This is a genomic window from Pseudomonas sp. ME-P-057 (assembly GCF_030208975.1).
GTDB classification, from domain to species: Bacteria; Pseudomonadota; Gammaproteobacteria; order Pseudomonadales; family Pseudomonadaceae; genus Aquipseudomonas; species Aquipseudomonas lutea.
Window position 1 is genome coordinate 102,699 of the sequence record NZ_JARVSX010000018.1, and the last position, 13,882, is coordinate 116,580.

Sequence of the window (13,882 nt, forward strand, 5' to 3'; positions counted from 1 at the left end):
TTGGCCCGTCCTTGTAGCGCGCGATTATCTAGTAGCGCGCGTTACAACGCATCAGGGGAAACAAACTATTTACAGCTTTTCCAGCAAGCAAATCCGGCGTCATCAGAAGCACAGCAAGATTCAGGTTTCGAGCAAAAATGTCACAGGGCCGTCGTTCACAAGATGAACTTGCATATCCGCACCAAACCGGCCCGTTTCAACCGCCGAATGTGAAGCTTTCGCCCTGCTGACCAGGTATTCAAACAACTCGGCGCCCAAGGCTGGAGGTGCTGCTTTCGAGAAACTTGGCCGCATCCCGCTTTTGGTATCGGCCGCCAACGTGAATTGCGAGACGAGCAACAGCCCGCCATCCACGTCCACTAACGACAGGTTCATTTTCCCGTCGGCGTCGCTGAACACCCGATAGTTAAGCAGCTTGTGCAACATCTTGTCGGCGGCGGCCTGTGTGTCTTGAGGTTCAATGCCGATCAAGACCATCAAACCCTGATCAATCGCGCCGATCGTCTCGCCGGCCACGTCGACCCGCGCCTGGGTCACTCGCTGCAGCAAGGCTTTCATTCAAGCCTCTTCCGGCGGCAGATCCAGCAAGCGGCGGGCCACTTGTGACGCCGCGCGTACCAGTGCGTCAGTAATGCCCGGTTCGGACGCCGAGTGGCCGGCATCACGGATCACTTGAAGCTCGCTGTTGGGCCATGCCTGATGCAGCTCCCAGGCATTGTCCAGCGTACAGATTACATCGTAGCGCCCATGCACGATGATACCCGGCAGATGCGCGATTTTCGGCATGTCGCGCAGCAACTGGTTTTCTTCAAGGAAGGCGTTGTTGGTGAAGTAGTGGCATTCGATTCGCGCGATGGACAGCGCACGATGCGGCTCGGTGAAGCGATCCACCACCTGCGGGTTCGGACGCAGCGTGGCGGTACGACCTTCCCACGTCGACCACGCTTTTGCGGCATGCATCTGTGCGATCTGGTCGCTGCCGGTCAGGCGTTTGTGAAAGGCGCCGAGCACATCGCCGCGTTCGTCCGGCGGAATCGGCGCCATGTAGTCCTGCCAATAATCGGGGAACAGACGGCTGGCACCTTCCTGATAGAACCACTTGATGTCTTGAGGGCGGCTCAGAAAGATGCCGCGCAAAATCAGTGCATGCACGCGGTCGGGATGAGTCTGCGCATACGCCAGAGACAGAGTGGAACCCCATGAGCCCCCAAACACGACCCATTGTTCGATGCCCAGATGGGTCCGGATGCGTTCGAGATCCTCGACAAGATGCCAGGTGGTGTTGTTCTCCAGGCTGGCATGGGGCGTGGAACGGCCGCAGCCACGCTGATCGAACGTGATGATGCGATAGAGGTTCGGATCGAAATAACGCCGGCTTTGCGCGTCGCATCCCGAACCCGGTCCGCCGTGAATGAAGATGACCGGCAGGCCGTCCGGCGAGCCGCTTTCATCGACATACAGCACATGCGGCTCTTCCACGGCCAGATCGTGCCGGGCATAAGGTTTGATCTGCGGGTACAAAGTCTGCATAGGTGCTCCAAAAGTCCAATTCAGGGGCTGCGGTCTATCTGCCGAGGGGCATCATAAACCCGAATCGGCGAATGAACATGCTTGCCTGATCCTGGCATGTTGTCACCTGCAATTTCGTCTCCCTGAGTGGCCATTGCAGAGCGTCCGCCGGCCCGACGCCAAGAGTGGAACGATCAATGCAAGCCATCGCTGAAGACAGGGGAAAGCGCCAGAGTTTTGCCGCCGGTAGGTAATGTCGGCGAACCGAGGTAGCTTGTTTGAGTCGAACCGGGGGTCGTGCAGCCGCGTATTTTCATCCGAACGGGAGGAAATAACCAATGACACGCCCTACAGTCTACCCACCCATTTAATCGTCAAACCAACTTGAGGTCGTACCCGATGTCTCCGGAACCCAACGTTCGTGACGCTGAAGTGGCAGCCTTCCGAGAAGCTGTGCTGAACAAACTCGAGTTTGCCGTCGGGAAAGATCCCGACCATGCCTTCGACCATGACTGGTTTATGGCAATCGCCCTGGCGACTCGCGACAAAATGGCTGAGCGGTGGATGAACCACACGCGCTACGTCTACCGGCAGGAGAAAAAGCGGGTTTATTACCTGTCACTTGAGTTCCTGATCGGGCGCCTGATGTTCGACAGCCTGAGCAACCTGGGCATCCTCGAAACGGCACGTGAAGCGTTGAAGGGTTTGAACGTCGACCTAGAGCAAATTCGCTCCCTTGAGCCCGACGCTGCGCTGGGTAACGGCGGCCTGGGCCGTCTGGCCGCCTGCTTCATGGAAAGCATGTCGACCTTGGGCGTCGCGGGTCACGGCTACGGTATTCGCTACGAGCATGGGCTTTTCCGCCAGGCCATCGTTGACGGCTGGCAGCAGGAGCAGACCGAAAACTGGCTGGACTTCGGCAACCCGTGGGAATTCGAGCGCCCTGAAGTGATTTACCAGATCGGCTTCGGTGGCAGTGTGCAGCCGCAGCTGGATGCTGCTGGTGCGCCTGTGCTTGATGCTTCGGGCGAAACACGTCAGGTCTGGACCGCGGGCGAAACCGTCCGGGCCATCGCTTATGACACGCCAGTTGTGGGTTGGCGCGGCAAGGCGGTGAACACCCTGCGCCTGTGGCGTGCGCGTGCCGTTGAAGACTTGCACCTTGAGCGTTTCAACGCCGGCGACCACGTCGGCGCTGTTGCCGAGGTCGTGCGGGCGGAAAGTATTTCTCGTGTGCTCTATCCAAACGACAGCACCGAAGCGGGCCAGGAACTGCGTCTGCGTCAGGAGTACTTCTTCGTTTCGGCGTCGCTGCAGGATTTGCTGCGCCGTCACAAGAACATGGGCTACAGCGTCAACAGTCTGCCGGAACACGCTGCGATCCAGATGAACGACACCCATCCGTCGATCGCCGTAGCGGAGCTGATGCGCGTGCTGATCGACCTGCATGACGTGGAGTGGGACGAGGCCTGGCGCATCACCGTCGGTACCTTGGCGTACACCAACCACACGCTGTTGCCCGAAGCACTGGAAACCTGGTCTGTCGGGCTGATGGAGCGGATGTTGCCGCGCCACATGCAGATCATTTACATGATCAACGCTCAGCACATCGACAAGGTCCGTCTCGACTTCAAGGACGACCCTGCCCTGTTTGACCTGCTGCGCGCCGTATCGCTGATTGAAGAAGACAACGGCCGTCGCGTGCGTATGGGCAACCTGGCATTCCTTGGCTCGCACAGCGTGAACGGCGTTTCTGCGCTGCACACACAGCTGATGCGCAAGACCGTCTTCGCCCATTTGCACAAACTGCACCCGGACCGCATCAATAACAAAACTAACGGCATCACCTTCCGCCGCTGGCTGTTCCAGTCCAACCCGCAACTGACCTCGATGCTGGTCAACGAGCTAGGCGAGCAAGTGCTCGACAACCACGAGACGGCGTTGCTCAAGCTGGCGCCACTGGCGGACGAGCCGAGGTTTCAGCAGGAGTTTGCCGCGCAGCGTCTGCAAAGCAAGCAAGCCTTGGCCACGATTATTCAGGAGCGCCTGGGCATCGTGGTCAACCCGGAGGCGATGTTCGATGTGCAGGTCAAGCGCATCCATGAGTACAAGCGCCAGCTGCTGAACCTGTTCCACACAGTGGCGCTGTATCAGGCCATGCGCGCTGATCCAAGCACCGACTGGGTACCGCGCGTGAAGATCTTCGCGGGCAAGGCAGCGGCCAGTTATCACTCGGCCAAGCTGATCATCAAGCTGGCAAACGACATCGCACGTACGGTCAATAACGACCCAACGCTGCGTGGCCGCTTGAAAGTGGTGTTCATGCCCAACTACAACGTCAGCCTGGCGGAAAGCATCATTCCGGCGGCGGACTTGTCGGAGCAGATTTCCACAGCGGGCCTTGAAGCATCCGGCACCAGCAACATGAAGTTCGGCCTCAACGGCGCGCTGACCATCGGTACGCTCGACGGCGCCAACGTCGAAATGAGCGAGCAGGTCGGGCTTGAGCACATGTTCATCTTTGGCATGACCGCGCAGGAAGTCGAAGCGCGCAAGCACGCCGGTGAGTTCAATGCCCATCAGGACATCGCGGCATCGGGCCGATTGAATGACGTCCTGCAGGCGATCCGGGGCGGGGTGTTCTCGCCGGATGATCCGTATCGTTACGCAGGGTTGATCGACCAGTTGATCAGCTACGACCGCTTCTTTGTCTGCGCTGACTTCGAGTCTTACTGGCACGCGCAAGCGAGAGTGGAGGCGCGCTGGCACGATTCGAAAGAATGGTGGCGCTCGGCAGTGCTAAACACCGCGCGCATGGGCTGGTTCTCTTCGGACCGGACCATCCGCGAATACGCCACTGAAATCTGGAACGCGCTGGATTAAGGACGCGCGAGGTGATTAGCCGGACGCGTTCGCCAGCAAGCCGGCTCCTACAGTGGTGTCGGCGCAGACGATTGCGTGCGGTACCGAAATCCTCTGTAGGCGCCGGCTTGCCCGCGAATGCGGTGGCGGGGGGTCGGATGGGCGCAGCCGGTTGTGGGCGATACTGAAACCTCCTGTAGGAGCCGGCTTGCTGGCGAACGCGGTTTTCAGCCAAGCACGTGGTTGGATGTGCTGACGCCTTCGCGGGCAAGCGCGCTCCTACACAGCGCATGCGCAGACGGCCGGTTAGGCGCCGACGATTGTGTCGGCGCGGGTCGTATGGGCGCGGGCGGTTGTGCGCGGCACCGAAGTCCTCTGTAGGAGCCGGCTTGCTGGCGAACGCGCTGGGTCAGCCGCATGGTAGGTAACTGGCCGGATGTGTTCGCCAGCAAATCGACTCCTATAGCTCACGTTTTAACCGTTGAATCCGGAATCGCTGGATCTTGTGGACCCAGATGCAACCGCGACCAGTTCTCCCTCCCCGACACAAAATGTTTCCCCTTTCTCGATGCCCGATATACTTCCGCCATCGCCGTTAATCGGCCGAAAATGGAATGTCGTCGCGTGCAATGGATTCTTCTGCTGGTCGGTCTGTTTATCGGTGCGCTTCTTGACGAGTCGCTACTCGGCGGTGCCGTGGGTGCGGTCATCGGCCTCGCCGCTGGCCTGAGCCTTCGGCTGAGCGCACTGGCGCGCGAAAGCGCCGCCCACCAAACTGAACTCGCCAGAACTCGTCGGGACCTCGACGCGGTGCAGCAGCGCCTCAGCCAACTGAGTTCCACCGCCGTGCAATTACCGGAGTCCCCGGCTCCGGCACCGCTTGACGTCGTGCCACTGGATGTTCAACCGCTTGCCGACGATGGGCCGGAGCTGCTTTGGGATCTTCCCGATCCTGAACCGATAGCCGCGTCCACCCATGACGCTGAGTGGCGTCGCCCCGAGCAGACTTCTCCGCCGCCTCGACCTGCTGACGCGCCTGATTCATGGCAGGGTTCAGCGCAACCCAATCTGTTCGACAGCGCGATCCTGCGTGCCAAAAACTGGATGCTGGGCGGCAACACTGTGCTGCGGGTCGGCGTGGTACTGCTGTTCCTCGGCCTGGCGTTCCTGCTGCGCTACGCAACCGAAGGCATGGTCATTCCAATCGAGGCCCGCTATGCCGGGGTAGCGGCGGCAGCGCTGGCGTTGTTGGCGTTGGGTTGGTGGCTGCGTCAACGCAATGAATCGTTCGCGCTGATGATGCAAGGCACGGGCGTCGCGGTGCTGTACCTGACGGTGTTCGCCGCAATGAAGGTCCACACCCTGCTGGCGCCGGGAATGGCGTTCACTTTTCTGGTAGCGGTCACGACGTTTTCCGCGATCCTCGCCGTCACGCAAAACTCTCTGGCCCTTGCCTGTGTCGCCGCGCTGGGCGGCTTTGCCGCGCCACTGCTGACGTCCTCCGGGGAAGGCAGCCACGTCGCACTGTTCAGCTATTTCGCCTTGCTCAATGCAGGCATTCTGGCCATCGCGTGGTTCAAAGCCTGGCGGCCACTCAATCTGATCGGCTTCATCGGCACCTTCGGCATCGGCTTCGCCTGGGGCATGGACGCGTACACGCCCGAGCTGTTCTGGAGCACCGAACCTTTCCTGATTCTGTTCTTCCTGATGTACCTGGCCATCGGTCTGCTGTTCGCCCGACGCACGCTGCAGGCGCATGCCGCCGGGCCTGATGATGACAGCCGCGACGCTACGCTGCGCTGGTCGGCGCGCCAAACCCACTACGTCGATGGCAGCCTGTTGTTCGGAACGCCCATTGTCGGTTTCGGCCTGCAATACGCGCTCGTTCAACACCTCGAATTCGGCGCTGCGCTGAGCGCGCTGGTGCTCGGTTTGCTGTACATGGGCATTGCCCGGTTTCTGGCCGGACGCGCACCGGGCCGGGCATTGCTGCTGGTGGAAACCTGCCTCTCCCTGGGTGTGGTATTCGGCACACTGGCGATTCCGCTTGGCCTCAGCGCGCAATGGACTACCGTTGCCTGGGCGGTCGAAGGCGCAGCGGTGTTCTGGCTCGGGATGCGTCAGAACCGTCTATTGGCGCGCGGCTTCGGGCTGTTGCTGCAGCTGGGTGCCGGTGTCGCCTTCTGCGGCGTGATCGGGAGCTGGTACGTTCCGAACTTCAACCACGGCGACTTCTGGACGCCGTTGATCATCGCATTGGCTGGCCTGGTCAGTGCATTCACCGTCGAGCGCGTCGGCACACTGCGGTTCTCCCTGAGCGAGCGAGTGTTACAACCCATGCTGCTGATCTGGGGCGCGCTGTGGTGGTCGGCGGCATTGTGCGTCAGCACCCATTACGTACCGGGAGAGGTCGAGTTTTCGACGCTGCTGCTTCTCGGCGCCATCAGCGTCGGGCTGTGGACCGTCACCGCACTGAAACTGAACTGGACCGGCATTGCTCAACTGTGCACGCTGCTGACGCCGGCCAGCGCGGTCTTGCTCGCGTTGATGAGCTTCAGCAGCTATTACAACCCCGCAGCCAACTGGGGGTGGCTGGGCTGGGTCGCGGTTTTCGCGGCTCACCTGTGGTCGCTCAAACGACTCGACAGCAGCTTGCATCCCCGCTTGCGCAGCGTCGCCCACGTAATCGGCTGCTGGTTGATCATCGGCGTTCTATCGCTGCAGCTTCGTTACGGATTGCTGGTGCTGTCCGAGGCGTATAACGCATGGCGCTGGTTGGGCTGGGCGCTGCTGCCAAGCCTGTATCTGCTGGCAATAACCTCTTCACGCAGTTGGCCTTGGCCGCTCGCGGCGTACCCACGCGAATACCGCGTCCTGGCCGCTGCGCCACTGGCTGCAATGATGCTCGCCTGGTTCTGGCTGGCCAACGGGCTGAGCGAGGGCGCTGCCGACCCGTTGCCCTACCTGCCACTGCTGAATCCGCTTGAACTGGGCTTGCTGATCACCCTTGGCGCCCTCTTTGCCTGGACCCGCCAACAGCTGCCGCAACTGGGCGTGAGCCATGAGCGCGCCGAGAAAACAGCGTTAGCCATCGCCGGCGCGTCGTTATTCGCGCTGATCACAGCCATGGTCCTGCGCACCGCTCACCATTGGGCCGACGTCGCCTGGTATCCGGACGCGCTGTTTGAATCAATGCGCGTGCAGGCCGGACTCTCCATCGTCTGGACGCTCATGGCGCTGGCGCTGATGATCGGCGGTCACCTGCGGGCGCGCCGCGACGTGTGGATTGTGGGCGCAGCGCTGATCGGCATCGTCGTGGCCAAACTGTTTTTCGTCGAACTGAGCAATCGCGGCGGTCTGGAGCGGATTATCTCTTTCATCGGCGTTGGCGTTCTGTTGTTGGTGGTGGGATATTTCGCCCCCTTGCCGCCGCGGCAGACGGCCCGAAACGAGGGGCTGGCAGATGCTGATTCCGCGGACCCTGTACTGAAATGAAGCGCGTGAGGAGTGTTGAGTTGAGTCGTCAGTTCGTCATCAAGGCCATTCTCTTCATGCCGCTGCTGGGTGCATTGCTGTGCGCGGCGTCGCTCAGTCAGGCGGAAGACCTGCCGGATGATTTCACTGTCCACGCCCCCCTTACCCTCAGTGGCGAGGGGCCGTGGTATCGACTGGAGTTGCCGCTGGGCGTCCAGCTGAACGCGCGTCAAAGCACGCTCAATGACGTGCGTGTGTTCAATGCCGATGGCCAGGCCCAGCCCTACGCGATTACCCAAAGCCCGCCGCAACGCGCAGTTGATCAAACCCCCATCGCGGTGAAATGGTTCCCGCTGTACAACAGCGATGGCGCCAGGGAAGCCGAGCCGAAAATCCGCGTTGAACGTACACCCAACGGCACGCTGGTCGAGGTCCAGCCTCAGGGCGAAATCGAAGCGGGAGAAGAAATCCTGCGTGGCTGGTTGCTCGACACCAGCGCGATCAACGCCCCGCTGGACCAGCTGATTCTGGACTGGAGCAGCGAGCGCGACGGTTTTCAGCGATTCAGCATCGAGGCCAGCGACGACCTGCAGCATTGGCAGCGCTGGGGCGACGGTCAGGTGGCGAGGCTGTCATTTGCCGAGGAATTGGTTGAGCAACGCGTCGTCAATCTGCCGGGACGCAGCGCCCGCTACCTGCGGCTGCTATGGAAATCACCGTTGTCGGCACCGACCCTCAACGCGGTGCAACTGATCAGCACGCAACCCGGCGTACTGCCGCTGAGTTGGTCGCCACCCATTAGCGGCCGTACCGAGAAGTCCGGGGTGTATGTCTGGCAACTGCCTGTGGCCTTGCCGCTGGAGCGGATGAAGGTCGACATCACCCAGCCCAACAGCCTTGCGCCGGCCACGCTGTATGGACGTCGCGACAGCAATGCACCGTGGCAGCTGATCGACAACGGGCTGCTTTATCGACTAAGCCAAAACGGTCAGGACGTCGTGCAGGACGAAATGGAGCTGTCCGGGAACCTCGTCCAGCAATTGAAACTGGAGGTCGACGACCGAGGCGGTGGCTTGGGCAAGGACGCACCAGCGTTAAGCTTTGCCGTGCGCGTTACGCAGCTGGTATTCCTGGGCCGCAGTGCGCCGCCTTACAGCCTGGCCGTCGGCAATCCCACGGTCAAAAGTGCCGCATTGCCGCTGACCACGCTGATACCCGGTGTCAGCCTGGAAAAACTGGCCACACTGAGCCGCGCCAGCATGGCCTCAACGCCCGTGGCGCCCGCTGCACCCGTTACACCCGCAGAAGCGAGTGGACTGGACATGAAGCGCATCGGCTTGTGGGCCGTACTGGTACTCGGCGTGATGTTGCTGGCCTGGATGGCGCTGGGCACTCTGCGCAGCTCCCGCGCCAAATGACGGACTGAATAGCTCGCTGAATGAACGCGCGCCAAATAATAACTGCCGGGGTGATGGCGCTGCGTCGCCCCTGCATCGAAAAAATTACGGACGCTGTTTGCCAATTCTCTGCCCTGATCGCGTTAGGCTTATGTAGCCCGTGAACTCAATCACTACCTGACCGGTCTGACTGGCAGTATTAAATTCCCGCTCGCGCTAGACTGTGCGCGTTTTTATCCCCCATTTCGGAGCTATCCATGTCCCGCGTTACCTTGAGTCGTTATCTGATCGAGCAGACCCGCACCAACAACACCCCTGCCGATCTGCGCTTTCTGATTGAAGTGGTGGCGCGTGCATGCAAGGAAATCAGCCACGCTGTTTCCAAAGGCGCGCTGGGCGGCGTACTCGGCAGCATGGGTACGGAAAACGTCCAGGGTGAAGTGCAGAAGAAGCTGGACGTAATGTCCAACGAGATCCTGCTCGAAGCCAACGAATGGGGCGGCCACCTGGCCGGTATGGCGTCCGAAGAAATGGACAACGCGTACCAGATTCCCGGCAAATACCCCAAAGGTGCCTACCTGCTGGTATTTGACCCATTGGACGGTTCGTCCAACATCGACATCAACGCCCCCGTCGGTACGATCTTCTCGGTGCTGCGCTGCCCGAACGAGTACTTGAGCCAGAACGAAGCGCTGAACGAAAAAGCATTTCTGCAGCCAGGCACCCAGCAAGTCGCCGCCGGTTATGCCATCTACGGCCCGCAGACCATGCTGGTGCTGACGCTTGGCGACGGCGTCAAAGGCTTCACGCTGGACCGTGAAATGGGCAGCTTCGTGCTCAGCCACGAAGACATCCAGATCCCGGAGTCCACTCAGGAATTCGCCGTCAACATGTCCAATCAGCGCCACTGGGAAGCCCCGGTCAAGCGCTACGTGGAAGAGTTGCTGGCGGGCGAAGACGGCCCTCTGAAAAAGAACTACAACATGCGCTGGGTCGCGGCAATGGTTGCCGACGTGCACCGCATCCTGACCCGCGGCGGTCTGTTCATGTACCCGCGCGACTCCCGCGAGCCTTCAAAGCCCGGCAAGCTGCGCCTGATGTACGAAGCCAACCCGATGTCGTTCCTGGTTGAGCAGGCCGGCGGCGCCTCCACCGATGGCCATCAGCGCATCCTCGACATCCAGCCGGAGGGCTTGCATCAGCGCGTCGCCGTGTTCCTGGGTTCGAAGGAAGAAGTAGAACGCGCAACGGCGTATCACAAGGAATAACGTCCTGAATGGCCGCCTTTGGCGGCCATTCCCCTTGTTGGCCGACGTTTGTCATGTCGCAGTCTTGATGCCCGCCTCACAATAGCGGCGGCCAAAGAAGCGCGATAAAAATCAATGACTGATGCGTAGCAGACGCCTCGTCAGCAGCGAGACCATATCTCGGCGCACATCGATTACTGCGTGAATAAAAACGAATTCCTGCCTGATCTCATAAATGATGCGGTTTTTACCCGACACGATCTGGCGATACTCACTCAGGTTCAGCGTCTCTATTTCTTCAGGAACGGCCCCAGCGTAAGGAGTTACGGAGAGCAGCTGCATCGCTTTCTTTAGCTGCATCGAGGTATCTGACCAGACCGAGTCGGAGAATCTGGCCAACACATAGCTGCGTAGCTCCTTCAAATCCTGCTTTGCGGAGTTGAGGATCACGACCTTCAAACTCATTCCTTGCCAATCCTGTCTAGCTCATCAAACACGTCTTCAACGCTTTCATATTCGCCCTTCTCGATTTCCCTGCTTCCTAACGCCAATATCTTCAGGAGTGCAAAAGTCTCCATTTGCTCTTCGTAGGACTTGACGTCCATGACCACAAGCTTTGCCTCGCCGTTTTGGGTGATCAGCAGAGGCTCCCTGCTTTCTGAGAGGTGCTTTACGATTTCTGCGGTGTGACTTTTCAGATAACTGATCGGTTTGATTTGCGATGAGAATTTCATCTGTCCGACTCCCCGCGCCAAAAAGACTGATTTTAGTCTGAATTTGGTCCAGTCAGCGAGACTGTTCGTCTGGTGTCGCAGCGCATCCGATGGACAAAGATATTCCTCCGGGAACCCGTCCTCGCGTTCTCTCCTCTAAACTCGCTGCATCATGTCGGTGCTGTCCGGCTATCGCCGGGCGCTATGACGCTGCTTTTCTTCGATTCAGGAGCTTCATCTCATGTCTTTGCGCACTCTCGCGGTGTTGTCGTTCTGCTTATTGCTGGCGGCCTGCAGCAAGGTCACGCAGGAAAATTACTCGAAACTGTCTGCCGGCATGCCCAAGGCGCAGGTCGAACAACTGCTCGGCAGCCCGACGCAATGCTCCGGCGCGCTGGGGATGTCGAGCTGCACCTGGGGCGATGCCAAGACGTTTATCAGCGTTCAGTACGCCGCTGATAAGGTTGTGTTGTTTTCCGGGCAGGGTCTTGAATGACTATTCGTCGGGCAATGAAATATGGCGCTGTGGCGCTGGCTGCATTGTGGCTGACCGCTTGCGCCGTCACCCCGCAAGAGGACTCGATGGCGCCGAAGACGGTGGATCATGTAGACCTCAAGCGCTATCAGGGCACATGGTATGAACTGGCGCGGCTGCCGATGTTCTTCCAGCGCAACTGCGCGCAATCCGAAGCGCACTACACGTTGAAGGACGACGGCAACATCGCTGTCACCAACCGCTGCCGCACGATCGAAGGCAAATGGAACGAGGCAACCGGAACAGCCTCGCCGCAGGTTCAGGGCAAGACCGACAAGCTGTGGGTGGTGTTCGACAACTGGTTTTCGAACCTCTTCCCCGGTCTGACAAAAGGCGAATACTGGGTCCTATACGTGAGCCCCGACTACAAAGTGGCACTGGTCGGCAGCCCGAACCGCAAGTTCTTGTGGCTGCTGTCGCGGACAGCCCATGTGCCGCAGTTCGTGCGCAATGATCTGCTGATGAAAGCCCAGCAACAGGGCTACGACACCACCAAGCTGATCTGGCGCGTGGCGGATTCCAAGGTCGGCAAGGCGGACTGACCCTTCGTCCGAATGCGGCCCAGACCAGGCTCGCCCCACGATATATGCGCTGCAATTGCGCCGCGGCCCTAAGGGCTGAGCCTGCTCTCACAGTCAGTACATCGATCCTGTGGGAGCGAGCTCGCTCGCGAAGTTGTTGGCTCATTTCAGCGAAGAAGCATCAGCCCAGCAGCTCCCGCAAAACCTGAGCAAAGGCGCGGCTGCTTTGCGCCTCATCGTCATGATGGCCGTTGCGGATGACCCAGCGACCATTGACCATCACATCCTTGATCTGACGATCACTTCCCGCAAAGAGCCAACGATTGAGGATGCCATCATCCGACGCAGTCGCCAGGTACGGGTCGTTGCCGTCGAGCACCAGCCAATCGGCACGCTTTCCCGCTTCCAGCGCACCAACCGGTTGCCCCATCGCCTGGGCACCGCCTGCCAGCGCGGCGTCGTACAACGTCCGCCCGACCATGGGTTGATCGGCCCGATACAAGCGATTGCGACGCTGGTCTCGCAGACGCTGTCCGTATTCAAGCCAGCGCAATTCCTCGACCACGCTCAGCGACACGTGGCTGTCAGAACCAATGCCCCAGCGTCCGCCCTGGGCGATGTAGTCCACCGCCGGGAATATCCCGTCGCCCAGGTTGGCTTCGGTGGTCAGGCATAGCCCGGCAATTGCATGGCTCTGCGCCATTAGTGCCACTTCGTCCGGCTCGGCATGCGTTGCATGAACCAGGCACCAGCGTGCATCGACATCGACGTGTTCATACAGCCACTGCAACGGCCGGCGACCGCTCCAGCTCAGGCAATCGTCCACTTCTTTCTGCTGCTCGGCGATGTGGATATGGATGGGGCAATGGGGATCACTGGCAGCCGTCACGTCACTGATCTGCTGTGGCGTCACGGCGCGCAAGGAATGGAAACAGAGCCCCAGGGCCTGGGCGGGTTGCGCCGCGATGATCGGCTTGAGCCGGGACTGCAGCTCCAGGTAACTGTCGGTGCTGTTGATGAACCGGCGCTGGCCTTCGTTGGGCGCCAGACCGCCGAAGCCTGAGTGGCTGTAGAGGACGGGCAACAAGGTCATGCCAATGCCTACGGAAGCCGCCGCCTGACTGACCTGCAGCGCCAGCTCCGCAGGATCAGCGTAGGGCTTGCCGTCGATGTTCTGGTGGACGTAGTGGAATTCCGCGACCGAGGTAAAGCCACCCTTGAGCATCTCGATGTAGAGCTGTCGCGCGATGACACCGAGCTGTTGCGGGCTGATCTGCCCCACAAGGCGATACATCAGATCGCGCCATGTCCAGAAACTGTCATTGGGATTGCCCGCCACTTCCGCGAGACCTGCCATGGCCCTTTGGAAGGCATGGGAGTGCAGATTGGGCATGCCCGGCACGACTGGGCCATTCAGCCGCTCAGCGCCATGGGATTCAGCGCCGGTCTGGACGCGGCTCAACAGGCCATCAACGCTGACCTCAAAGCGCACATTCGTGGCCCAACCGTTGGGCAACAACGCGCGTTCGGCAAAGAAAACGGACATGGCTCTGCACCCCTGACAAAAATTTGTCTATACATATACAGACGTTTGGAGAGACGGTAAACCGCGCCGCGCTTGTCG

The 13,882-nt window shown here is 60.2% G+C and carries 11 protein-coding genes; 6 read left to right on the forward strand and 5 right to left on the reverse strand.

Annotated elements, in window-relative coordinates:
- Positions 1-120: 120 nt before the first annotated feature.
- Together dtd and pip are read right to left on the reverse strand one after the other, a co-directional pair.
- Positions 121-558, reverse strand: a complete 438-nt coding sequence (gene dtd, locus QRN48_RS09540) for a D-aminoacyl-tRNA deacylase (RefSeq protein ID WP_285350247.1) — start codon at positions 556-558, stop codon at positions 121-123.
- Positions 559-1,530, reverse strand: coding sequence for a prolyl aminopeptidase (pip, locus tag QRN48_RS09545; protein WP_285350248.1), 972 nt, complete (start codon positions 1,528-1,530; stop codon positions 559-561). It abuts the gene before it with no gap.
- Between the two features lie 378 nt (positions 1,531-1,908).
- On the opposite strand from pip, the gene QRN48_RS09550 reads away from it, so the two are divergent.
- The 4 genes from QRN48_RS09550 (at position 1,909) to QRN48_RS09565 (ending at position 10,510) form a co-directional block, all read left to right on the forward strand.
- Positions 1,909-4,392: a glycogen/starch/alpha-glucan phosphorylase gene (locus tag QRN48_RS09550; RefSeq protein ID WP_037016103.1), complete on the forward strand. Its 2,484-nt coding sequence runs from the start codon at positions 1,909-1,911 to the stop codon at positions 4,390-4,392.
- A gap of 603 nt (positions 4,393-4,995) precedes the next feature.
- Positions 4,996-7,866 carry a DUF2339 domain-containing protein gene (locus tag QRN48_RS09555; RefSeq protein WP_285350251.1) on the forward strand — a complete coding sequence of 957 codons (2,871 nt, stop codon included), beginning with the start codon at positions 4,996-4,998 and terminating at the stop codon, positions 7,864-7,866.
- 56 nt (positions 7,867-7,922) lie between these two features.
- The gene (locus QRN48_RS09560; RefSeq protein WP_285350397.1) at positions 7,923-9,263 is read left to right on the forward strand and encodes a DUF3999 domain-containing protein; all 1,341 of its coding nucleotides are present in this window, start codon (positions 7,923-7,925) and stop codon (positions 9,261-9,263) included.
- Between the two features lie 236 nt (positions 9,264-9,499).
- On the forward strand, positions 9,500-10,510 hold the full coding sequence (locus QRN48_RS09565; RefSeq protein WP_037016107.1) for a class 1 fructose-bisphosphatase: 1,011 nt from the start codon (positions 9,500-9,502) through the stop codon (positions 10,508-10,510).
- Positions 10,511-10,621: 111 nt separating this feature from the next.
- Here QRN48_RS09565 and QRN48_RS09570 read toward each other — a convergent pair whose 3' ends face one another.
- Positions 10,622-10,954 carry a type II toxin-antitoxin system RelE/ParE family toxin gene (locus QRN48_RS09570; protein ID WP_285350253.1) on the reverse strand — a complete coding sequence of 111 codons (333 nt, stop codon included), beginning with the start codon at positions 10,952-10,954 and terminating at the stop codon, positions 10,622-10,624.
- Entirely contained in the window at positions 10,951-11,223 is a 273-nt protein-coding gene (locus QRN48_RS09575) for a type II toxin-antitoxin system Phd/YefM family antitoxin (RefSeq protein ID WP_191942647.1), read from the reverse strand. The genes QRN48_RS09570 and QRN48_RS09575 overlap by 4 nt, the downstream gene beginning before the upstream one ends.
- A gap of 220 nt (positions 11,224-11,443) precedes the next feature.
- Between QRN48_RS09575 and bamE the strand changes: the two genes are divergently transcribed.
- Both bamE and QRN48_RS09585 read left to right on the forward strand, forming a co-directional pair.
- Positions 11,444-11,698 (forward strand): outer membrane protein assembly factor BamE domain-containing protein, encoded by a 255-nt coding sequence (gene bamE, locus QRN48_RS09580; RefSeq protein WP_191942646.1) that lies wholly within the window; start codon positions 11,444-11,446, stop codon positions 11,696-11,698.
- Positions 11,699-11,784: 86 nt separating this feature from the next.
- Complete coding sequence (locus QRN48_RS09585; protein ID WP_285350399.1) at positions 11,785-12,279, forward strand: lipocalin family protein; 495 nt, start codon at positions 11,785-11,787, stop codon at positions 12,277-12,279.
- A 160-nt stretch (positions 12,280-12,439) separates the two neighbouring features.
- Here the strand turns inward: QRN48_RS09585 and QRN48_RS09590 are convergent, their stop codons facing one another.
- Positions 12,440-13,804 (reverse strand): formimidoylglutamate deiminase, encoded by a 1,365-nt coding sequence (locus tag QRN48_RS09590; protein ID WP_285350256.1) that lies wholly within the window; start codon positions 13,802-13,804, stop codon positions 12,440-12,442.
- Positions 13,805-13,882 lie beyond the last annotated feature (78 nt).

Excerpts from the sequence above, each read along its gene's own strand:
- QRN48_RS09550 (WP_037016103.1), top strand. The coding sequence starts at position 1,909 with ATGTCTCCGGAACCCAACGTTCGTGACGCTGAAGTGGCAGCCTTCCGA.
- bamE (WP_191942646.1), top strand. The coding sequence starts at position 11,444 with ATGTCTTTGCGCACTCTCGCGGTGTTGTCGTTCTGCTTATTGCTGGCG.
- QRN48_RS09590 (WP_285350256.1), bottom strand. The coding sequence starts at position 13,804 with ATGTCCGTTTTCTTTGCCGAACGCGCGTTGTTGCCCAACGGTTGGGCC.
- QRN48_RS09565 (WP_037016107.1), top strand. The coding sequence starts at position 9,500 with ATGTCCCGCGTTACCTTGAGTCGTTATCTGATCGAGCAGACCCGCACC.
- QRN48_RS09560 (WP_285350397.1), top strand. The coding sequence starts at position 7,923 with ATGCCGCTGCTGGGTGCATTGCTGTGCGCGGCGTCGCTCAGTCAGGCG.
- QRN48_RS09570 (WP_285350253.1), bottom strand. The coding sequence starts at position 10,954 with ATGAGTTTGAAGGTCGTGATCCTCAACTCCGCAAAGCAGGATTTGAAG.
- pip (WP_285350248.1), bottom strand. The coding sequence starts at position 1,530 with ATGCAGACTTTGTACCCGCAGATCAAACCTTATGCCCGGCACGATCTG.
- QRN48_RS09585 (WP_285350399.1), top strand. The coding sequence starts at position 11,785 with ATGGCGCCGAAGACGGTGGATCATGTAGACCTCAAGCGCTATCAGGGC.
- QRN48_RS09575 (WP_191942647.1), bottom strand. The coding sequence starts at position 11,223 with ATGAAATTCTCATCGCAAATCAAACCGATCAGTTATCTGAAAAGTCAC.
- dtd (WP_285350247.1), bottom strand. The coding sequence starts at position 558 with ATGAAAGCCTTGCTGCAGCGAGTGACCCAGGCGCGGGTCGACGTGGCC.